A 20303-nucleotide genomic window follows, 5' to 3' on the forward strand; every position below is an offset into this window, starting at 1 on the left:
CGACTATCAATTCAGCGTGATTCTTCACTAGAGTAATTACTTCCAGTTGAAGTTTCCGCGGCGACAGTTCACCGGGGATACCCGGCAGTGGCGCGTATCCGGCAGCGAACTGGATCTGACGCTATCAGCCCCGAGACGACACAAGTGGGCAGCGTCTCGACAACTATTTTCACATCCTGTAATTATCGGTCACTTACAAGTAGCCCCGTATCCTTGGACTAGATGGCCAACGAAAAAATTTGGCTGACAGGGAATACAGGCCGTGCGGCGTTTCTTCTTCGCGACCGATCTTATCGGTGCAGCCGTGCGACGAGAGCACCCCCATCGTGGTCGAGTTCGACCAGCCCATCCGACTCGAGATCAGTGAGCAGTCCCTCGAGCCACTCGCGGCCGTACTCGCCGTTGGGGGTGTAGTCGACACGGATGCGATGGCCCAGCGCGTCGAGTTCGAGTTCATCGTACTCCCGGAGCGTGGCGATCACGCGGCCCCGAAACTGTCGACGGCTCCCTTCGAAACTCGGCTGCGTGGGGACGTCGGGAGCGGTGAAATCACCGCTTGCGTAGGCACTGCACCACTCGCGCCACGGACAGCCCGCCTCGTCGCATTTGGGGGTCTGCTCGCAGGCGACCCCACCGAGTTCCATGATCGCGTTGTTCCAGACCCGCGAGCGCCCAGTGGGCATGAGGCCGCTCGCGGCGTCCTCGAAGGTTGCGTCGTCGTCCGGAACATCGAAGGCGCGGTAGAGCACGCGTTTCACGTTCGTGTCGACGACCGCGTCGCCGTTGTTGAACGCGAAACTCGCCACCGCGTTGGCGGTGTAGGGCCCAACGCCCATCAGCTCCTGAAGCTCGTCGGGCGTGGCCGGGAACTCCCCGCGGTACTCCTCTTCGACCTGACGGGCCGCCTCGTGGAGGTACTTCGCCCGGTTGTTGTAGCCCAGACTGTGGGCCGTCCAGAAGCTCACGACGTCCGCTCGATCTGCGTCGGCCAGGTCGGCGGTCGTCGGCCAGCGCTCGAGAAACGCTTCCCAGGCCTCGACGACGCGGCCGAGCTGGGTCTGTTGGCTCATGACCTCGCTGACGAGGATCGCGTAGGGATTGTCGATCCGCCGCCACGGAAAGTCGCGGTGGTCGGCCTCGTACCACGCGATCAGCGTCTCACGAACGGCCTCGAGATCATCGGGCAACGACCACTCCTGAGCCTCTGCTGTCATCGACGGGGGTTGGGTTGTCGGCTGTAAGTGGGTGTCGCAATGCGTCGACCCGGATTCGACGCTTCCCCGTGATTTTTCTATCGAACGTCATATATCACGACCATGTCCTCGCGATCGCTCGGTCCGACGCTGATCGCCGTCGGCTTCGGGATCATCGTCATCCCGTTTCTCGTCATGTTCGTCCTGGCGATCGGTCCCCTCGGGTGGGCCCTCCTCGGCGGCGCCGTCATTGTTCTCGGGATCGTCGTCTCGCTACGGGAATCGACCGGATACGGGGACGTCAACCGCACCAATCGAACGAACTGCGACGACTGTGGTGCACGGATCGACGCTGACGCCGACACCTGCGAGTACTGCGGAGCTGCGCGCTGAGCCGGCATACGGATTACAACACTGGTTCCGTTTGGCTCCACCACGAAAGGTCTATCCGGCCCGCTCGAGTCCCCTCCCGTATGAGTCTCGACGACCTGACCGACGACGTGACGGACTCGTATTCGAGTATCAGCGACGAACTGGCCGTCTCGCTCGACCGCGAGACGCGCAACGAACTCGCCTTGCTCGAGACGGCCCTCGAGCCCGAGGAGACCGACGAACTCGTCCGTCGGGCGATCCACATGCTCTTTCAGTCGACCGTCGACACCGGCAAACTCGATTTCCAGCTACGGACGGCCTACGACGTAACGTACGACGAATATCTGTCCGGAATGACCTTCGAAGAGATGACCGGCGCGGACCAGTATCCGTCGATGGACGACGAGCGACGCTACCAGTTCTGATACGGACTCCTGTCAGTGGGTACCGGTGGGCCCGCGACCCATCCTGCGGGCCCGCCGGGACAGCGGGAGAGCAGACCGTATGACACGGTCGCGGCTACTCACGAGCGGGACGCGATCGGTGTGACTATGTCACCACGTCACACCCCCCTATGTGTTCTAGGCACAATATATACTTTGGCCAACATAAGAGGTGCGCTTATCAGTGCGCGATTCCTCGCGTCGCATATGGCAATCAGTCAACGCTCACCCGACGCCGACTACCGCTGTCCCGACTGTTCGGGCGTACTCACGGCCCGATACGACTCGCTCGTCTGTGACGACTGCGGCTACACGCCGCGCCACGGCGCCGACTGAGTGAGAGACGACTCGAGAGAACCGCACAGTTACGAAGCCGAAAACAGACTTTTATCGGTCCCGTCCGACCGACCTTCTACTGCCGGACAGAACGACGTGAAGGTCGGTCGCGAATTCGTATTGACTTCTATCTGACAGTATTAGTCGTCGATCGGGGCCGCACTCGAGAGTGCTTCGTCGATATCAGCCTCGGCCATCTTCTCGACCAGGGCGTCGATTACCTCTTCGCGCTTGCCGGAGACGAACTTGATCGAGCCGACGACGAGGTGACCGCCGCCGGAGACGCCGCCGCCCGCGATCTCGGCCTCGAGTTCCGAGACCATGTTGGGGATGTCGAGTCGGACGCCGTCACTGCGGAGCACGGCGAAGTCTGGACCGTAGCCGACCGTGATCACCGGGTCGCCGGTCTCCTCGATCTTGCGGTCGTGGATCTCGCCGGTAGTCTTGCCCGGCGCGGGGTAGGTAAAGCGATGGGCGTAGTTCTCGACGTCGATCCGGTAGAGGTGCGCGCCGTTCTCGAGCGTCTCGTGCTCGAGATGGGGCATCGCGGCCTCGAGCTGCTCGTCGACTTCCTCGCGGCCGCGCTCGGCGAAGAACTCGACGAGTTCGCGGTGGCGATCTTCGTCGTCGCTGGCGATCTGGAGCAGGTCTTGGATCAGCTGGTCGCCGGAGTTGTAGCGCAGCCAGAAGGCGGCGTAGTCGAGTGCCTCGCTGACGTCCTGTAGACGGTCCTCGTCGTAGCCCTCCTCGGCGGCGAGTTCGAGGTAGTCGTCCATCGCGTCGGCCTTCGAGCGGTCCGAAATGCCGGCGACGGCGGGAACGTGGCGAAGCTCGTCGGTGAGGTCGGGGTAGATCATCCGCGCGAGTTCGACACAGAGCATGCCCGTCGTGATCCGGTAGTCCTCGTCGTGGAGGTACGGGTTCACGTGGGCGTCGAGCAGGTCCTCGACGGCCTCGGGGTCGGGGTGGTGGTGGTCGACGACCGCGATCGGGATGTCGTAGTGGGCCAGCGTCTCGTAGGCCGGGACGTCCTCGGCCGTCGAGCCGTTGTCGAGCATGAGCAGGAGCGGCAGTTGCTGGCCGTGTTTCTCGCGGTCCTCGAGCGCGAAGTTGAGGTCGCGCGTCGCGTCTTCCATCTCGTAGAACGGCGCTTTCGCGGGCAGCCGCTTGATGAGGTGACGTGGCGCGTCTTCGTCCTCGTGAACGTCGGCAATGAAGCGCTCGAGGGCGATCTGGACCGGCACAGCCGCACACATCCCGTCGCCGTCGGCGTGGTGGCGCACGCGAATCGGGCGGCCCTCGAGGACCGTCCGGCGGAGCAGCCGGGCGACTTCCTCCAGGCTCGGTCGCAGCTTTTCGAAGGCCGGCCAGTCGATCAGCGGTGCGACGTCGTGGGGTTCAGCACGGGCTTCGAGGGCGTCCTCGAGCCGTTCGCGAGCCTCGTCGGCGTCCTCGCCCTCGAGTTTCGAGAGGCCGTCGACTTCGACCTGGACCGAGTCTTCGCGGTGTTCGGGCGTCCCAGTGACGCGAACGACGTCGCCGATCTCGATAGCGGGATAGGCACGAACGCCAGCCTCCTCGAAGGCCGCACAGGGAACGACGCCGTTCTCGTCGGCGACGTGGAAGATCGTCGGACCGCCGGTCTGTTTGACCTGTGTCACCTCGCCCTCGAGGTGAATCTGTTCGCCGAGGTTGTCCTCGAGGCGGTGGGTGCCGGTCAGCGAGTAGTCGTGGCCGACTTCCTCGACAGTGTAGTCGTCGATCTCGACGGGTTCGAACGCCATATCGCCGTTTTCGCGGACGCTCTCGAGTTCGACGACGAGTTCGTCGCCGACGGCGTAGGTGCCCTCGAGGACGGACTCGTGGACGAGTCCGGAGACGGAGTCAGAGAGGTCGACGAAGACGCCGTAGTCGACGATGCCGTTGATTTCGGCGAGGTATGGACGGCCTTGCTCGACATCGTCGGCGGTACAGTCAGGAGCGAGATCGTAGACGACGGAATCCCCGTCGTCTGCGCCGGGTTCCCCGGCGGAGTCACGTGTCATCTTGGTCTGCTGGTTGGAGGCGGTCGCGTATAACCCTTGTCAAGAAGGGATGTAGCTCGCGGCACCGATCTTCGATTGGTGTGAACAGTAGCTACAAGGAATCTCGTCGGGACCATCCGTGCATGGACATCTCACACCCGCCTGTGGAGGGCGACGAGTACACGTTCGAACGAACCTTCGACCACGAGGACGTCCGCGAGTTCGGCGAACTCTCGGGCGACCAGCAGCCGATTCACACCGAGCCCGACGAACTGGGTCGACTGACCGTCCAGGGGTTGCTCACAGCGACGCTGCCGACGAAGATCGGCGGCGACCTCCGCTATATCGCTCGCAGCATGACCTTCGAGTTCGTCCAGCCGGTCTACACCGGCGACCGGATCACCTGTACGGTTCGCCTCGAGTCGGTGACCGAACACGACGGCTACTACGACGTGGAGAGTTCGGCGGTCTGTACCGACGAGGACGACGAGGTGGTGTTGCGAGGCGAGATCGACGGTATCATCCCGATGAACGCCTCCCCTGACGGGACGTAGGCCCCGGCTCCGCGCGATGGTAGCGAACGGAGCCAGCGGCATCGGAACGTTTAGCACTCGCAAAGCCTCAGGCAGAGACATGGGGCTGTTCGACGCGCTGTTTCGCTCGAGCGAGATCCTCGGCATCGCCGAGGAAACCCTCGAGTTCGCCCTCGAGTCCTCCGAGGAGACCCATCCGAACGAGTACATGGGCTTTCTCCGGGGGACCGAGGCCGAGCGCCTGGATCTGGACCGGGACGGCCTGGTCATTACGGATATTCTCGTGGTGCCGGGCACCGAGACCAACAGCGTCAGTGCGACCGTCAAGACGAACCAGATACCAAACGATGTGAAGGCACTGGGTAGCATTCATTCCCATCCCAACGGCGTGATCAGCCCGAGTAGCGCGGATCTGGACACGTTCGGCCGCGGGAGCGTCCACATCATCATCGGTGCACCCTACCGCCGGACGGACTGGAAGGCCTTCGACTCGCAGGGGAAACCGACCCAGTTGAACGTTCTCGACGTCGACCTGCCGGAGACCGAGGACTTCTTCGATTTCACGCAGGCGGACATCGACGAGGAACTGCGACGATGAGACCGTGTATGCTCGAGACGATGTTCTCAGGACTCAGACTACCGATGGAACCGACACAGAACCCGCACCCGGCCGGCACGACACCGGCGTTCGGACCGGAGGCGAGCCAGCCATGACGCGGACGGTCATCGCACAGGGGACCTTCGACATCCTCCACCCCGGTCACGTTCATTATCTGGAGGAGGCGGCCGCGATGGGCGACGAACTGTACGTCATCGTCGCTCGCAAGGCCAACGTCGATCACAAGGCGAAACCCATCTGTCCCGCGACCCAGCGCCGCGACGTCGTCGACGCGCTCGAGGCCGTCGACGAGGCCATCCTCGGCCACGAAGAGGACATCTTCGTCCCGATCGAGGAGCTCGACCCCGACGTGATCGCGCTCGGCCACGACCAGCACCACGACGACGAGGCGATCCGATCAGAACTCGAGCGGCGCGGAATCGACTGCGAGGTTCGCAGAGCGAGTGCCGGAGAGCCGACCGACGGCGACCAACTGCTCTCGACCCGGTTGATTATCGATCGAATCCTCGAGCGGCGCGGATAAAAACCGGTTCGTCCGACAGTATCAATTCTCGAGGACGAACGGCGGCGGCAACCGAAGCGACTCGACTGTGTGTCCCGTTTCGACGAAGTGTTCGATTGCCTTCTCGGAGACCTCTTTCTCGGTGTAGCCGTCGGCGGTGCTGAGCTGCCAGTCACACTCGAGACAGTACTTACACATGTGTCGATCTACTTGGCAATCCTTCACATAGACGGGAAAGACTCGTGCAGGAAATGGAAGGGAACGGTTTCGACCGTATCGAGCGCGCTCGTACGCTTAGTCGTTTTTGACGCCGGGGTTGGTCACGGCACCGTTTTCCGCCGAGCCGAAGTCACGGCCGAACTTCGCCAGAACGCCGGTCTCGTAGTTGGGCTCGGGCTGGTCCCACTCCTCGCGGCGGGCCGCGAGCTCCTCGTCCGTGAGGTCGACCTCGAGCGTGCGGTCTTCGATGTCGATCGTGATCACGTCGCCGTCCTCGATGAGGCCGATGGGGCCGCCGACGAACGCCTCGGGGGCGACGTGGCCGATCGAGAATCCCCGCGTCGCGCCGGAGAAGCGCCCGTCGGTGATGAGCGCGACGTCCTCGGCGTGGCCCTGGCCGGCGACCGCGCTCGTGACGCCCAGCATCTCTCGCATGCCGGGCCCGCCCTGTGGACCCTCGTTACGGATAACGATCACGTCACCCGTTTCGACGTGGCCCTCCTGGACGTACTTCATGGCGTTTTCTTCGTCCTCGAAGACGCGAACGGGGCCTTCGTGGTGGAGGTCGTCGTCGCCGGTCACCTTGAGGACGGAGCCACCGGGCGCGAGGTTGCCCGTCAGGATGCGGATGGCTCCCTGCTCGTTTTTCGGCTCGTCGACAGTGTAGAGGAAGTCGACGTCGAGCTCTTCGATCGATGGCGGGTCGAGGCGCTCGAGTTCCTCGCCGATCGTGTTGCCCGTGACCGTCAGCGCGTCGCCGTGGAGCAGGTCGGCCTCGTAGAGGGCATTCAGGACGACCGGGACGCCACCGACTTCGTGGAGGTCCTGCATCACCCGCGTGCCGCCGGGCTGGAGATCAGCGATCTTCGGGGTGCGCTGGCTGACCTCGTCGAACTCCTCGATCTCGAGATCGACGCCGGCTTCGGCAGCCATCGCCAGCAGGTGGAGGACGGCGTTGGTCGAGCCGCCGACGGCGACCTGCAGCGCGATGGCGTTCTCGAAGGACTCCTTGGTGAGGAAGTCGGAGGGCTTGCGCTGTTCTTCGACGACCTCGACGGCCAGTTCGCCGGCCTCGCGGGCGACCTCGTAGCGTGACTCGGCCTCGGCGGGTGGGCTGGCGCTGCCAAGCGGGGCAAAGCCGAGCGCTTCCGAGATCGAGGCCATCGTGTTCGCGGTGAACATGCCACCACACGACCCCGCGCCGGGGCAGGCGTGGCGCTCCATCTCGTCGAGTTCTTCGTTGGACATCTCGCCGTCGGCAACGGCCCCGACGCCCTCGAAAACGTTCTGGACGGTAACCTCACGACCCTCGTGCTCGCCGGGCATGATCGACCCGCCGTAGAGGAAGACGCTGGGGAGATCCGTCCGGATCGAGGCCATCATCATTCCGGGCATGTTCTTGTCACAGCCGCCGATGGTGACCAGCCCGTCCATGCGCTCGCCAAAGGAGACCAGTTCGACGGAGTCGGCGATCATTTCCCGGGAGATCAGCGAGGCTTTCATTCCTTCCGTCCCCATCGAAATTGCGTCCGAGATCGTGATCGTCCCGAACTCGATGGGCATCCCGCCAGCCTCGTCGATCCCGTCGAGCGCGGACTCGGCGACATCGTCCAGGTGAACGTTACACGGCGTAATGTCGGCCGCCGGATTCGGAACGCCGATCATCGGCGCGCCGAAATCCTCGTCGTCGAAACCCATTGCGCGGAACATCGCGCGGTGTGGGGCTTTCTCTGCGCCCTCGGTCACCTCGCGGCTCCGCAACGCCTCGTCCTTTCCGTAGTCAAATTCGCTATCGCCGCTCATGGTCGGACCTCGCATCGAAGGGCCATAAGTCGTCCTTTCTCGCACAAGCGTTGCTGGGACTTCCTGCAGAGGGGAACTGGTTCGGTCCGGGACAACAGGTAGTCGATCGGCGAGTACGTACGGCGACGACTTCTCGTCCCCCTGGACCGACGATGCGGGTTGTCCTGAATATACTGCGAGAATTCGTGTGAGTGCTATACGTGTACTACCTTCGAGGGGCGGCGAACCGTCAACGGTGTGTGTCCGACCGCCACTGGATCCTCCGATTGAATCACTGGCTCTCACCGGGACCAATCAACAACAGCGTCTTTCTGGCCAATTCGGAACGCCGATCGATGGGGCTTCGTTCCTGACTGGATCTCTATCAAAATAATTGGCTATTGCCGCCTTAGAGCTCACAGCAAGCTTTAACCCGACTATCGTGGTCCGATCCAGTGGTGTGATAACCAATGTCTATGAACGCAGTCGTGTATCAAGGACCACACGACGTCGCAGTCGAAGAAGTAGACGAACCCGAAATCCAACATCCGAACGACGTTCTCGTCGATATCACGACGACGGCGATCTGTGGCTCGGACCTCCATATGTACGAGGGCCGAACCGCTGCGGACCCGGGTATCGTCTTCGGACACGAGAACATGGGGATCATCAGCGAGGTCGGTGACGCTGTCACCTCGCTCGAGGAGGGCGATCGCGTCGTCATGCCGTTCAACGTCGCCTGTGGCTTCTGTCAGAACTGTGAAAACGGATACACCGGGTTCTGTACCAACGTCAACCCTGGTTTCGCCGGCGGTGCGTATGGGTACGTCGCGATGGGGCCGTACAAAGGCGGACAGGCCGAAAAGCTCCGCGTTCCCTACGCCGACTTCAACGCGCTCAAACTCCCAGAGGGTGACGAACACGAGGACGCGTTCTCGCTGCTCGCAGATATCTTCCCGACGGGGTGGCACGGGACGCGACTGGCGAACCTCCAGCCCGGCGAGTCGATCGCGATCTATGGTGCCGGGCCGGTCGGGCTGATGGCAGCGTACAGCGCGAAGATTCAGGGTGCATCGGAGATCTACGTGGTCGACCGGGTTCCGAGCCGACTCGAACTCGCCGAAGACCACTGCGACGCATACGCGATCAACTTCGAGGAGGGCGACCCGGTCGAGCAGATCGTCGAGAAACATGGCGACGAAGTCGACAAAGGCGTCGACGCCGTCGGCTACCAGGCGATCGATCCCGAGACGGACCCGGGTGACGACGCATACGACCCCGCTCGTGAGAATCCGGCGGTCGTGCTCAACCAGCTGATCCAGACGGTCCGTCCAACCGGTGAAATCGGCGTGCCGGGCCTGTACGTGCCGTCCGATCCAGGGGCCCCCGACGAGATGGCAGCCCAGGGCCGACTCGGCATCGACTTCGGGAAGCTCTTCGAGAAAGGCCAGAAGTTCGGCACCGGCCAGTGTAACGTCAAGGAGTACAACCGGCAGCTCCGCGACATGATCATCGAAGGGCGCGCCGATCCGAGCTGGGTCGTCTCACATCGCGTCGATCTCGAGAAGGCACCCGAGATGTACCAGAAGTTCGACGAACGCGAGGAAGGCGTCACCAAAGTGCTGCTCGAGCCCTGATACGGACAACTGTCAGTCACTTCCGGCGCACCCGCAACCTGTCATGCGGGTGCGCCGGGACACAGTGACAGCAGACCGTATGACGGTTCGGCTGACGGGCCTGTTTTTAACCGGTTACGAGCTGCCACGCCGGGCGAGTCGAGCGTCCGGGTCAGCGTCGGAGCCAAGCCGTCGGATGTTCGTCACGAAGGTGGTCCTGGTAGCGCTTGATCAGTGCCGGATACGAGCCGTCGACCGCATGCCACGAACAGTACTCACAGCCGCGTTCGACCGTCTCGCTCGGGTGTCGAACGTATCCGCCAGTGCGATCCATGTGGCTGGTTTCGATCGATCCGATATCACCCTTCTGGTCCATCGCGTCCTGGTCCTCAGCACGTGAGGTGTATCTTGCTGCCCCTTGCAGCGGTCCCGTCCGAACTCGAGTCCCGGCTGCAGGCAGGGAAACGAGTATGCCACCCGCCGGCATAGCTGCGTGTATGTGCCAGTACTGTAACTACTCGTTCCACGATGGCTGGGGGCGACTCCTCGAGTACGACGAGGTATACCAGTCGGCGCTCCTCGACTCGACGATGCAGTCGACCCACGGCTTTCACGAGTCATGGGACGACCTTCGGAACGAACTCGACCTGTGAGGTCCTGACCGCCGCGACCGGCGAGGACGTCGACACACTTACAGCGGAAACGGGTCGGCGTCACGATCGGATCTCGGCCCCGTCGCCTCGGGTTCGTCCGCCTCGAGCAGGCAGGCATCGAGTTCGTGCCTGATCCGGTCTTCGTCCATCTCGCTTCCGATAAACACCAGTTGCGTCGTTCTGTCGTCGTCGGGGCCCCATTCACCGATCGGTCCCGCCTGCACTGCTGGGCCGGCCTGACTGAGGCCGATTACGTCGTCCCGGCCAGCGACGTGACAGACGCCTTTGGCCCGAACAATCGACCCGTCCCACGTCTCGAACCAGTCCGCGAGCCGGTGTGGGTCGAAGGGGCGTGTCTCGCGGTAGACGAACGACGAAACGCCGTGTCTGTCGGCGGCCGTCGTCTGCTGGCGACTCTCAGACGTGCTCTCGGCGTCGCTCTCGTGGTCGTCACCGTCGCTCCCGTGACCGCGTTCGTGATGATCGCGCTCGTCTCTATGCCCATGGACGTCACCGCGCAGGTGTTGTTTCCAGCCCTGTGATCGTTGCACCTCCTCGAAGTCGAAGCGGCCGGTATCGAGGACTAGTCCAGGATCGACCTCGCAGTACGTGGTTCGGACGCGTTTCGCTTGCGGCTGGAGTCGTGCCACCACGGTTTCGATCTCGTCGAGGACGTCGTCCGGAATCATATCGGTCTTGTTCAGGAGGAGGATGTCACAGAACTCGATCCCCTCCACGAGTACTTCACTCAGCGGTCTCCGCTCGTCCGGCCGAGCGTGCTCGGGGAGCGTTTCGCCGGCGTCGAACTCCTTCCAGAAGCCGTACGTGTCGAGTACGGTCACCATAGTATCCAGTCGGAACAGCTCCGTCGGATCGATCTCGCTTGCGTCCGTTCCCTCGGTAAAAACCTGTGCCACAGGAATCGGTTCGCTGATCCCGGAGGACTCGACGAGCAAGTAATCGAACTCTCGGCGCTGAGCGAGCCGACGGGCTTCCGAGAGCAGATCGCCCTGTAATCGACAGCAGATACAGCCGTTCGAAAGATCGATGATTCCCTCATCGTCGTTCTCTCGAGCGATCAGGTTCGCATCGACGTTCACTTCCCCCATGTCGTTGACGATGACGGCGACCTCGTGTCCGGCAGGGTTCGACAGCACGCGATTGACGAGCGTGGTTTTGCCGGCCCCGAGGTAGCCGCTGACGACCGTGACCGGAATACGATCGGAAGACATTGGTATGTGTTACCAGTGATGTCGACAGGGACGGTAGTAAAGTGCCGGGTCGGGTGCTCGAGTCCACCGTTGCATCGCTGTCGTCACTCGGCGCTCACCGTCACTGCTGCCAGTGATTGCCAGCGTCGAAACCCCCTTCCCGAGGGCCTCCATAGCCGGGAACACGATCATGACGACCGCGACCGTCAGCGCGGGTGCGCGACTCCACGTTGGCTTTCAGAATCTCTCTCTCGCTCGCGAACGCCTCTACGGCGGCATCGGCGTCGGGCTCGCCGAGCCGCGGGTGACCGTCACCGCCGAACCGGCTGCCGACATCACAACCGACGATCCGCTGGTCGACAGATACGCGCGCCGGGCTATCGACGTTCTCGAGGTTTCCGGCGTCGCGGTCACGCTCGAGGAATCCCTGCCCCGCCACGTCGGCCTGGGCAGCGGCACTCAGCTGGCACTGACCGTGTTGATGGCGACGGCGCGAGCCCACGGTCTCGAGCCGCGCGTCCGTGAGCACGCCCCAGCGATGGGGCGGGGCGGTCGCAGCGGCGGCGGCGTCGCGACCTTCGAGGACGGCGGGTTCGTCGTCGACGCCGGCCACCCGACGAACCGGTTTACCACCGAGCCCCCGGCAGAGGGCGACTGGACCGTCCCACCGGTCGTCGCCCGCCACGACCTGCCCGCGGAGTGGCGATTCCTCGTCGTCGTCCCCGACGCCGACCCCGGCCGCAGCGGCGACGACGAGGATGAGAGTATGCGCGCGGTCGTCGAACGTGCCGACCCCGCCGTCGCCGACGAGATCGCCGGCGTCGTCACCCGAAAGCTGTTGCCGGCCGCTGCGGCGGGCCGGCTCGAGGCCTTCGGCGAGGCGATCGCCGAAATCGGCCGCAAGAACGGCGTCTGGTACGCCGACGCGCAGGGTGGCGTCTTCCGACCGCCCGCGGGCGCGCTCGTCGAATCGCTCGAGGACTGTCCGGTACTGTCGGGCGTCGGCCAGTCGTCGTGGGGACCGGCCGTCTACGGCGTCACCGACGTCGACCACGCCGCGGAAGCCGAGGCTGCGGCGCGAGACGCACTCGCCGAGCGCGGGCTCGAGGGACGGGTCGTTCTCGCGGAGCCGGCACAGCGTGGGGCTCGCGTTCGGACGGCCGACGATCGAACGCAGGCGTGACCGACACGAGACGCGCGGGGACGGTGCTGACGCGATAAGGCTCGAGGGCTCCGTTCAAGTTCTCAACAGTCTATAAGAATAACGTGCTGAATACGGCGGATGTGTCTTTCAGGAGTACTCAGAACGATTCGTCCGATACCTCGCTTTGCTCACCGAGCGCTGGCGGCGTGCGATCACTGTAGCCTTTTCGTCCGATGGCGCCTTCGGGGACGTTACTGAAGATGGCTGCACGGGCTTCCATAGCCGAATTGAACTGTTCTTCAGGCACCGGGCTCAGCACCTCCGCAAGCGTCTGTTCACCGTTTTGGAACCCGAGGACCGCACTCCCGTATGCCTCGACCAGTTCTTCGCACGTCGCCGGATACTCGTGCTGATCGAGCTGGTGGGCGAGGGGGCCGAATTCGACCCCGAGTTCTCTGACGCGTTCGCGATCGGTTGGGTCGGACATTACGGAGAATCCTTCATCATCGATCATAATAAACACTGCACGTGATTTCTCGACCCGTTTAGTTCGTCATAGATGATAATTACGCGCCCTGCTGCCGAAACCGATAGTAGCTACTGAACGTCACTGCACACCCGATCGCACGACTGCCGTGCGATCGGTGTGTCAATCGTTTCAGTTGTTTCGATATCACCAGCAAGGGATTTCAACAAGGCCAGCTCGGGCGAAGTGGAGTCTTTTTGCGTGCCGAGTTCGTAGACACCCGGTATGCAGTTTTGCGACGATTGCGGCTCGATGATGAAAGCCCAGGGCGACCGCATGGTCTGTACGAACGACGAGTGTGGCGCCTCGAGCGAACGGGACCGCGAGCAGGAAGATGCGTTCGTCACGACCGAGTCACAGACCGACGACGACGTGATCGAATCCGACGAGAACGCGAACTTCGAGGGGAAGCCGAAGGCGACCGACGTGATCTGCGACGAGTGTGGCAACGAAGAAGCGTGGTACACGCTCAAGCAGACCGCCTCCGCGGACGAGCCGCCGACGCGGTTCTTCAAGTGTACTGCGTGTAAAAATAAATGGCGCGAATACAATTAAACTAATAAATCTGGCCGCCAATAATTGTAATGCGGGGCGGGGGCCGGAGGATTCGAGACCTGGTTTTTACTCGGAAACGTGTTCCTCTCCCGATTCGGATAGGTGACACTGAAAAATGAAACGTGACCAGGACTTAGTGCAGATAACGCCAAGCCAGGCAAAGAAACAGTACTTCGAATCACGGAGAGGCGAAGTACGGGAAACCACGCTCAAAAGCCAGAGCACCGGCGTCAAACGGTTCGCGAAATGGTGCGAAGACCATCAAAAAGAACTGTCCGGTCTAACAGGGATGGACGTACAGAAGTTCTACAACGAACTGAAAAAAGAGGACTACGCCAAGGCCACACTCCGAAACTACATGACCGCCGTACGCCAGTTCCTCCTCTACCTCGAACGGGTCGAAGCAGCACCACCCGACATCGCCGACAAGGTTCACAGACCGGTCCTCGAGAAAAGCGAACGGAGACGGGACACCGAGATCGACCCCGAACGAGTCAAAGAAGTGGTTGACTGGCTCTCACGGTTCAAGTACGCCTCACGAGACCACATCATAATGCTGCTGCTCTGGCACTGCGGTATCAGAACCGGAAGCCTCCGAGCACTCGACCTCGAAGACTTCACCCACCTCGACAAAGACCCGGTCCTCCAGGTCAAACACCGACCCGACAAAGGAACACCGTTGAAGAACGGACTCGACGGAGAACGACCCATCAACATCTCCGACGAAGTAGCCACCGCACTCAAAGACTACATCGAACACAACCGGTTCGACAACACGGACGAACACGGGAGAAAACCCTTGATACCATCGTACAACAGGTACAGCCAGGACCAGATACGGAAAACCTGCCTCTACTACACCTGCCCAAAAACCACAGGAATCGGCACCTGCAACTGCGAAGAACAACGCACCAGACAGACAGCCACCGACTGCGAAAAAAGCGTCTCACCCCACGTCATCCGCTCCGCATCAATCACATACTGGCGACAGAAAGACGTACCTGTTGAAGCCGTAAGCGACCGGATGAACGTCTCACGCGACGTAATCGAACAACACTACGACCGGAGAACAGAAGAAGGCAAAGCACAACAACGAAGAAAATACCTCAACCAACTCTAAAAAACCCAGTCTCCTCTCTCTGTTGAATCGATATACAGTGTATAGTCGTTCCTTGTTTCGGGGCTGATTCAGGGCTGTCTTTCAAGGCTGAATCGGTACTTTCTAACCTGGTTTCGGGGCTGTTTCGAGGCTGGGGACTCCACTTCTCATCTCCTTGGACGATCCGGACGGTTACGGTAAAGAATAAAAAGACTTGATACGTCATTCTTCAGTAACAACTATGACACGTGACCGGGGAGAAGACAATTACTCAGCCTCGAGAAGAGGATTTCTCACAACCACAGCAGCGGCAATGGGAGCAGCCGCAGGATGCACAGAAGACAAGCAAAACGACGACAGTTCTGACGTCAAACCGACAACCTCTGACACCGACTACAACCAGCCAGAAGAGAACACGACCGAAGAACAAGAACAGGAGCCCGAGGAAGAGATCACGGAGGAGGCGGAGTACTGGATCGATCAGTCGTTCGAGGAAATGTTCAGTGAAAAGCTGATGCCGAACATGGACAAGTTCACCCAGGGAGTGGACGCGTTCAGAGAAGCATACCCGAAAGAAAAAGTACAGGAACAGCTCCGGAATAATCCGGATGAGTTCTACGGCGAGATCGTCATGGGCGGTTTCTCAGACATGGGTGTAGGCGAAGACCACACATACAGGGGAGCTACCAACCTCGCCCACTCAACCAACTTCGTGATGCACGAAGTCCTCGACGAAGAGTTCCAGAAAGACATCAGTCCAGACTCCTCGGATAGAGGTTACGCCATACCCACATCGATGGTAATCGACGGAGGAATACTCCATGGAGTGGACATCCACACAGAAGACAACCTCACAGTAGGACTTCCATCATTCGAACGGATAAACAAAGGTCAGATACTGTCTCCAAAAGACAAAGAAGACGCATTCACCGGCAACGGCAGAAGACTGAGCATGACAGAAACCAAACTCGCAGACGCATTCGCAGAAAGAGAAGACAATCACTTAAATTACCGACTTGAGAACCTTACAAGACTTGCCTCCGACCTAAAAGCGGTAAGAGAAAAAGGCAACCTCGGTCAGAGCGGAGTAGACGCCACACACATGGAGTACGGTAAGCTTGTGCCAGGTCTGTATCCTCCAGGAATGATCCCTGGAAACCCGCCGATGTGGATGGCGGAATCCGGAGCAGAAAGACTCAGACAACAAATAGGAACCAACGGATACGACGGAACCACAGACTCCTATTACAACGGGCCCGACCACGTAATAGAACTATTCAACGGGTTCAACGGAGAAGTGACAAAGGAGCAGAAAGGGATTGTCTACAACGACAACGGAAGCCTCGCAGTGGAACCCGTACCAGAGGAAGACTACGAAGAATGGCTGGAACAGGACCCCGTACCGATGTGGGCGCCGGAACCCTGACTCAAGCACTGGAATACATACTGAACTAACTGAATTTCGGTACTTCCCGACTGAAGACCCGTGTCATGCCTGATTCACGGTGATATAGACTGACTCCTTGCTACGATACCCAGGGGTCGAAGAGTTCGGGCCCGGCCAACACCTCCACGAAAAGACAGGCGAAATCACGGATATCGAGTTCGACGACGCCGCTGCCGTTACAGGAAACCCTGAAGACAACTTCATCTACACAGTCAAACTCGACAACGGCGAAACACCCAGCCTCAACTTCCGAAGACACGACCTCAAAAAAGTCGACTAACACGCACGGCAGAGAACTGTTGGATATTCTCAACAGCTATAAAATTCAGGTATGTCATCTATGGTGTAGAATGAGGATCCTCGTCAAAGGCGATAGTCTGCCGAATATCGACTGTGATGAGTCTGACTGGAACGAGTCAGCTAATATCAAAGACTACGACACCGTTTTCGTAAATCTCAATACGTTAATTCAGCAGGCAGGAACCCTTGTTCATCCTGACAGCAGTGTCCCGCAGTCTGTGGAGTTTCCGGATGCAGAAGATATTGTAAAGCTGCTTGAATCGGGGAACAAGATGTATGTCGTTCTTCCCGATACAAGATGTACTGATCTGCTAATGGTAGAGGATGGCGGTGAGACCAGCGAAGAGGAACTGGATCTACTTTCATGGCTTCCATTCAGTGTTAAAACATTTGAGGAGTCTGGCGTGTCGGTTAAAAACGGCTCTGTATCAAAGCGGTGGAGCTGGTACTTTGACAGGGATTTCGACTGGCCGATGTACCTCAAAACAGTCTCGTTGAAAGAAGACGACTTATACGTAGGTCAAACACCTCTTGACTCCGCAACCCAATATACAGTTGCTGAAACAACTTTTGAGGAAAACATCGCATCCCGTGTCTCTATCAAGCATGTCTCAGATATTGTGGAAGTTCTTGATGGAGGTACGGAACGAAAGTTCTCGGGCTCAGTCTATCTTCTGCCGTTGAAGCCAGGATACAGTTTCAGTGAACTGGCGTCTGAAGTCCTTTCAAACATTCATGGCCTATCTGTTGAACCACAGGAGAGCGTTCCGGACTGGACGGAGAACTACCGTTTGCCTCGGCAGAAGAAGATCGTTGAGGAGTACCGTGAGCTCCAGGATGAGTATGAGCAACTGGAGCGGTATCAGAAACTTCTGTATTCTACCGGTGAGGAGTTGGAGCAGGTAGTCTTAGAAGCGTTTGAAGAGCTCGGCTTTGAAACAGAACCGGAGATCTCCGGTAGACGAGACGGATTAGTCCGAGTCGACGATACCGTATTTGTGTTGGAGACCCATGGAACGAAGAACGCGATAGGGATCAACAAAGTGGATCAGTTGAACAGATGGGTTCGGGAAGCTGAAGACGAATTTTCCGATGATACTCGGGTAGAAGGTCTCTTAGTCGCGAATGCGTACCGTCAAAAGCCGCCAGAAGCACGAGACGAAGGCATCGTCGGCGATCCAGAAGACCACCTGAAAAGTTATGGACACAAGGTCTTGGACACTACGGATATCTATGATGCGATCGCTGGAAAACAGCGCGGGAACTCGAGTCATGGAGAGATCCGTGAAGAACTTTTGAAGTCTGAGTTCAAAGTCGATTTCTAAAAAGAGAGTTTTGAATAACGGTCCTCAAATCGCCGGATGGCGGTACGACCGGGCAGTAGTTATTTATGGTTAGTAGATAAGACTGTTCAATAGTTTATGGGAAGTGCTACTGCTACGTCCTCGGCTGCCTCCAGTATCGGATACGAGGACGCTAAACGGGGGATGAACCAGGCACTTGAATCAGATAGGACGAAGATGGCCGTTGATATCGCTGTCACCGGCGCGTTAGCAGTCCAGCCTAACGGACCGGCCAAGGTCACGACATACTCCTACCTCAAACACACGAACACGTTTATCCAGACGGCCAGCCAGGACGGAGTCCAAGCAGGCATCGAAGCCACCGGTAAAAGCGCGGTACAAGCCGAGATCGCCAACCAGGTCTCCGGAGGGATCGTCCACACATCCCAGCAAGCCGTATCAGCAGCTTCTGAAAACGAGGCCGTGAGTAAAGGTGTCGACAAGGTGAACAACAACTTTGGAACCCCTTCAGAAGAAGCCGCAAAAGCCACCCTAGGATCGGTTATCTCGAACGGAGCCGACGCAATGATGACAGACAGTTCAAAGGACAATGAGTGAAGACGCATTCATCGACGAGGAAGAAGCAGAACAAAACCTTGAGCAGTTCCTCGAGGAGCACGGCAACGAAGGACTGTTCGTAGTCTACTTCCGCCAGTTCATCTTCAGCTTCATAATGCAGGAGCTGAAGTCCAGCGACGAAGAGGTCAACGACATCGGAACCCAGCTCCACTTCGATGCAGAGGGCGACGAACTCCTCAAAGACAACCGTGAACAGATGCTGGAACGGTGCGAGCACTGGGCACAGGACCTAGTAGACCATTTGAAGAAGGACGAGGTGGTGGCCGAGGTCATCGAGTCCGGAGATCTCGGACGTCTTGAAGACGAAAACGTGGAAGAACGTGTCGAACAAGCTCTCGACACCAAATTCAACGAGTGGAGCGGACAGCTCGAAACCTTCCTTGAGGAGTTAGAATGACCACTGAGAAATACTATGTTCTGCGGCACCCCGAGTTCCATCGACGGACGGATACAGAGCTCAAACGGTATGATGAGACGGACTACAAAGAGATCATCGCCGTCACCCCTTACAAGTACGCAGAAGTACCCGGTGGAGGGGATTACCGTAAGAGGAAGCCACCACAGGCAGACGAACGTATCAAATACGACCACTCTATCGTAAACAGTCTGTTCCCGGAAAGGGTTCCCGACGTCGTCTTAGACATACTGGAAATCGCGGTAGCTACGTTCGCTGCTGACAAAGCCGTAGAACGAGGCATACAGATCGCGGACGACTTCGATGAAAGCCGTCTCAACACCCGGAACATCAAGCTGCAGATCCCTGTCCTCTCACCTGAGATCGCGGACGAGGAGGTCGAACAGCTCTACTCCGAGATGGTGTCCCATATCACCCGGGACATCATAGAGTACGACTTCCAGCTTGTCGAAGGCAACGGACCCGTCAAGACGTACACCGAGACAAACGACTTGGATGCGGTCAGCCTTCTCTCAGACGGGTTAGACAGCACAGCCGGTATCTACCACAACCAACGACAGGGAACCGACTCGAAATACGTTACAGCGAACTACGGAAGCGGTGCGGGATCCAAAGCAGAAGAAATAGCTGAACAAGCCGGAGTCCGGTCACGGACCTTCCGGACACGGTACAAAGGCCGCAGTGAACCAACACAGTTCTCTCGAGGACTCCTACACCTAAGCTTCGGTGCTGCAGCCGCTATCGCCAACGATGCTGAAGAGGTTCGGTGTTTCGAGAACGGTGTCATGGCCCGTTTCCTGATCCTCTCCGAAGGATGGATGACCACACGGACCGTTTCACCGCTCTTCCTCACATACTTCAACAAGATACTGGAAGACACGGTCTCCCCATCTGTAGAGGTCAAGAACCCGTTCGTCGACCTGACCAAGTCCGAGATCATAGACAAGATTCCCAGCACGGAGATCGTACAGGAAACGGTCTCCTGCCCACATAAAGCACGTTTCGGAAACCAGAACTGCGGGCTCTGTGTACCCTGCCTCATACGGAACATCGGCATAATAACAAGCAGCCACGAACTCCCCTTGGAAGACCTGTCCAAGTACAACCCCCTGGTTTCAGCAGACTTCGAAAACCAGGTCTACGACATAGAAATCAAAGAAAGTCTGAATCAGTCCGCGAACTCCTCGGAGATCTTCCTCAAAGGGATCACGGAGATAGCGTACTTCTGCCGACGACTACTCGAGGACAGTCCACGAGAACTGGCAACAGAGTACCCGGAACTCACAGACGAAACAATATACAGACAACACCACAGGTTCGCAGAGAACTTCACAGAAGCACTTGACCGTATCTCGGATGAGAACCAGACGATCTCAACTCTACTCCCTTAAC

General features: G+C 59.3%; 24 protein-coding genes. 17 read left to right on the forward strand and 7 right to left on the reverse strand.

The features are described from left to right. Positions 1-290: 290 nt before the first annotated feature. A complete protein-coding gene (locus tag ACFR99_RS01415; RefSeq protein ID WP_390283635.1) occupies positions 291-1214 on the reverse strand; it encodes an HhH-GPD family protein in 924 nt (307 codons plus the stop codon). A gap of 102 nt (positions 1215-1316) precedes the next feature. Between ACFR99_RS01415 and ACFR99_RS01420 the strand changes: the two genes are divergently transcribed. From ACFR99_RS01420 to ACFR99_RS01430, 3 genes are all read left to right on the forward strand, one after another. Beyond that, positions 1317-1586 carry a hypothetical protein gene (locus ACFR99_RS01420; RefSeq protein WP_390283638.1) on the forward strand — a complete coding sequence of 90 codons (270 nt, stop codon included), beginning with the start codon at positions 1317-1319 and terminating at the stop codon, positions 1584-1586. Positions 1587-1666: 80 nt separating this feature from the next. After that, entirely contained in the window at positions 1667-1990 is a 324-nt protein-coding gene (locus ACFR99_RS01425; RefSeq protein ID WP_390283640.1) for a hypothetical protein, read from the forward strand. Positions 1991-2215: 225 nt separating this feature from the next. Next, complete coding sequence (locus tag ACFR99_RS01430; RefSeq protein WP_390283643.1) at positions 2216-2344, forward strand: hypothetical protein; 129 nt, start codon at positions 2216-2218, stop codon at positions 2342-2344. Positions 2345-2484: 140 nt separating this feature from the next. On the opposite strand, the gene ACFR99_RS01435 is transcribed toward ACFR99_RS01430, so the two are convergent. Then, entirely contained in the window at positions 2485-4389 is a 1905-nt protein-coding gene (locus ACFR99_RS01435) for a DHH family phosphoesterase (RefSeq protein ID WP_390283646.1), read from the reverse strand. A gap of 122 nt (positions 4390-4511) precedes the next feature. Here ACFR99_RS01435 and ACFR99_RS01440 point away from each other — a divergent pair, with 122 nt between their 5' ends. From ACFR99_RS01440 to ACFR99_RS01450, 3 genes are all read left to right on the forward strand, one after another. After that, positions 4512-4922, forward strand: coding sequence for a MaoC/PaaZ C-terminal domain-containing protein (locus ACFR99_RS01440; protein WP_390283649.1), 411 nt, complete (start codon positions 4512-4514; stop codon positions 4920-4922). 79 nt (positions 4923-5001) lie between these two features. After that, a complete protein-coding gene (locus ACFR99_RS01445; protein WP_390283652.1) occupies positions 5002-5499 on the forward strand; it encodes a Mov34/MPN/PAD-1 family protein in 498 nt (165 codons plus the stop codon). A gap of 112 nt (positions 5500-5611) precedes the next feature. Further along, the gene (locus tag ACFR99_RS01450; RefSeq protein WP_390283655.1) at positions 5612-6043 is read left to right on the forward strand and encodes an FAD synthase family protein; all 432 of its coding nucleotides are present in this window, start codon (positions 5612-5614) and stop codon (positions 6041-6043) included. Between the two features lie 21 nt (positions 6044-6064). On the opposite strand, the gene ACFR99_RS01455 is transcribed toward ACFR99_RS01450, so the two are convergent. Together ACFR99_RS01455 and ilvD are read right to left on the reverse strand one after the other, a co-directional pair. Beyond that, entirely contained in the window at positions 6065-6220 is a 156-nt protein-coding gene (locus ACFR99_RS01455) for a hypothetical protein (protein WP_390283658.1), read from the reverse strand. Between the two features lie 96 nt (positions 6221-6316). Continuing rightward, a complete protein-coding gene (gene ilvD / locus ACFR99_RS01460) occupies positions 6317-8044 on the reverse strand; it encodes a dihydroxy-acid dehydratase (RefSeq protein ID WP_390283661.1) in 1728 nt (575 codons plus the stop codon). 455 nt (positions 8045-8499) lie between these two features. Between ilvD and ACFR99_RS01465 the strand changes: the two genes are divergently transcribed. Further along, on the forward strand, positions 8500-9660 hold the full coding sequence (locus ACFR99_RS01465; protein ID WP_390283663.1) for a glutathione-independent formaldehyde dehydrogenase: 1161 nt from the start codon (positions 8500-8502) through the stop codon (positions 9658-9660). A gap of 151 nt (positions 9661-9811) precedes the next feature. Here the strand turns inward: ACFR99_RS01465 and ACFR99_RS01470 are convergent, their stop codons facing one another. Further along, positions 9812-10015 carry a hypothetical protein gene (locus tag ACFR99_RS01470; RefSeq protein ID WP_390283665.1) on the reverse strand — a complete coding sequence of 68 codons (204 nt, stop codon included), beginning with the start codon at positions 10013-10015 and terminating at the stop codon, positions 9812-9814. Between the two features lie 121 nt (positions 10016-10136). On the opposite strand from ACFR99_RS01470, the gene ACFR99_RS01475 reads away from it, so the two are divergent. Then, a complete protein-coding gene (locus tag ACFR99_RS01475) occupies positions 10137-10292 on the forward strand; it encodes a hypothetical protein (protein ID WP_390283667.1) in 156 nt (51 codons plus the stop codon). Between the two features lie 38 nt (positions 10293-10330). Here the strand turns inward: ACFR99_RS01475 and ACFR99_RS01480 are convergent, their stop codons facing one another. Then, a complete protein-coding gene (locus ACFR99_RS01480; protein WP_390283669.1) occupies positions 10331-11524 on the reverse strand; it encodes a CobW family GTP-binding protein in 1194 nt (397 codons plus the stop codon). Positions 11525-11693: 169 nt separating this feature from the next. On the opposite strand from ACFR99_RS01480, the gene ACFR99_RS01485 reads away from it, so the two are divergent. After that, entirely contained in the window at positions 11694-12686 is a 993-nt protein-coding gene (locus ACFR99_RS01485; RefSeq protein ID WP_390283671.1) for a beta-ribofuranosylaminobenzene 5'-phosphate synthase family protein, read from the forward strand. A 118-nt stretch (positions 12687-12804) separates the two neighbouring features. Here ACFR99_RS01485 and ACFR99_RS01490 read toward each other — a convergent pair whose 3' ends face one another. Further along, entirely contained in the window at positions 12805-13134 is a 330-nt protein-coding gene (locus tag ACFR99_RS01490; protein ID WP_390283673.1) for a DUF5789 family protein, read from the reverse strand. Between the two features lie 264 nt (positions 13135-13398). On the opposite strand from ACFR99_RS01490, the gene ACFR99_RS01495 reads away from it, so the two are divergent. The 8 genes from ACFR99_RS01495 (at position 13399) to ACFR99_RS01530 (ending at position 20302) form a co-directional block, all read left to right on the forward strand. After that, positions 13399-13728, forward strand: coding sequence for a transcription factor S (locus ACFR99_RS01495; protein WP_390283675.1), 330 nt, complete (start codon positions 13399-13401; stop codon positions 13726-13728). 115 nt (positions 13729-13843) lie between these two features. Beyond that, the gene (locus ACFR99_RS01500) at positions 13844-14848 is read left to right on the forward strand and encodes a tyrosine-type recombinase/integrase (protein WP_390283677.1); all 1005 of its coding nucleotides are present in this window, start codon (positions 13844-13846) and stop codon (positions 14846-14848) included. A gap of 220 nt (positions 14849-15068) precedes the next feature. Next, the gene (locus ACFR99_RS01505; RefSeq protein ID WP_390283679.1) at positions 15069-16253 is read left to right on the forward strand and encodes a hypothetical protein; all 1185 of its coding nucleotides are present in this window, start codon (positions 15069-15071) and stop codon (positions 16251-16253) included. Between the two features lie 97 nt (positions 16254-16350). Further along, positions 16351-16554, forward strand: coding sequence for a DUF8139 family protein (locus tag ACFR99_RS20300; protein ID WP_465260883.1), 204 nt, complete (start codon positions 16351-16353; stop codon positions 16552-16554). A gap of 70 nt (positions 16555-16624) precedes the next feature. Beyond that, entirely contained in the window at positions 16625-17899 is a 1275-nt protein-coding gene (locus ACFR99_RS01515) for a hypothetical protein (protein ID WP_390283683.1), read from the forward strand. A gap of 162 nt (positions 17900-18061) precedes the next feature. Then, a complete protein-coding gene (locus ACFR99_RS01520; RefSeq protein ID WP_390283685.1) occupies positions 18062-18475 on the forward strand; it encodes a hypothetical protein in 414 nt (137 codons plus the stop codon). Next, entirely contained in the window at positions 18468-18893 is a 426-nt protein-coding gene (locus tag ACFR99_RS01525) for a hypothetical protein (RefSeq protein WP_390283687.1), read from the forward strand. The genes ACFR99_RS01520 and ACFR99_RS01525 overlap by 8 nt, the downstream gene beginning before the upstream one ends. After that, entirely contained in the window at positions 18890-20302 is a 1413-nt protein-coding gene (locus ACFR99_RS01530; protein WP_390283689.1) for a 7-cyano-7-deazaguanine synthase, read from the forward strand. The genes ACFR99_RS01525 and ACFR99_RS01530 overlap by 4 nt, the downstream gene beginning before the upstream one ends. Position 20303 lies beyond the last annotated feature (1 nt).

It is taken from the genome of Haloarchaeobius amylolyticus, assembly GCF_042678045.1.
GTDB lineage: Archaea > Halobacteriota > Halobacteria > Halobacteriales > Natrialbaceae > Natrinema > Natrinema amylolyticus_A.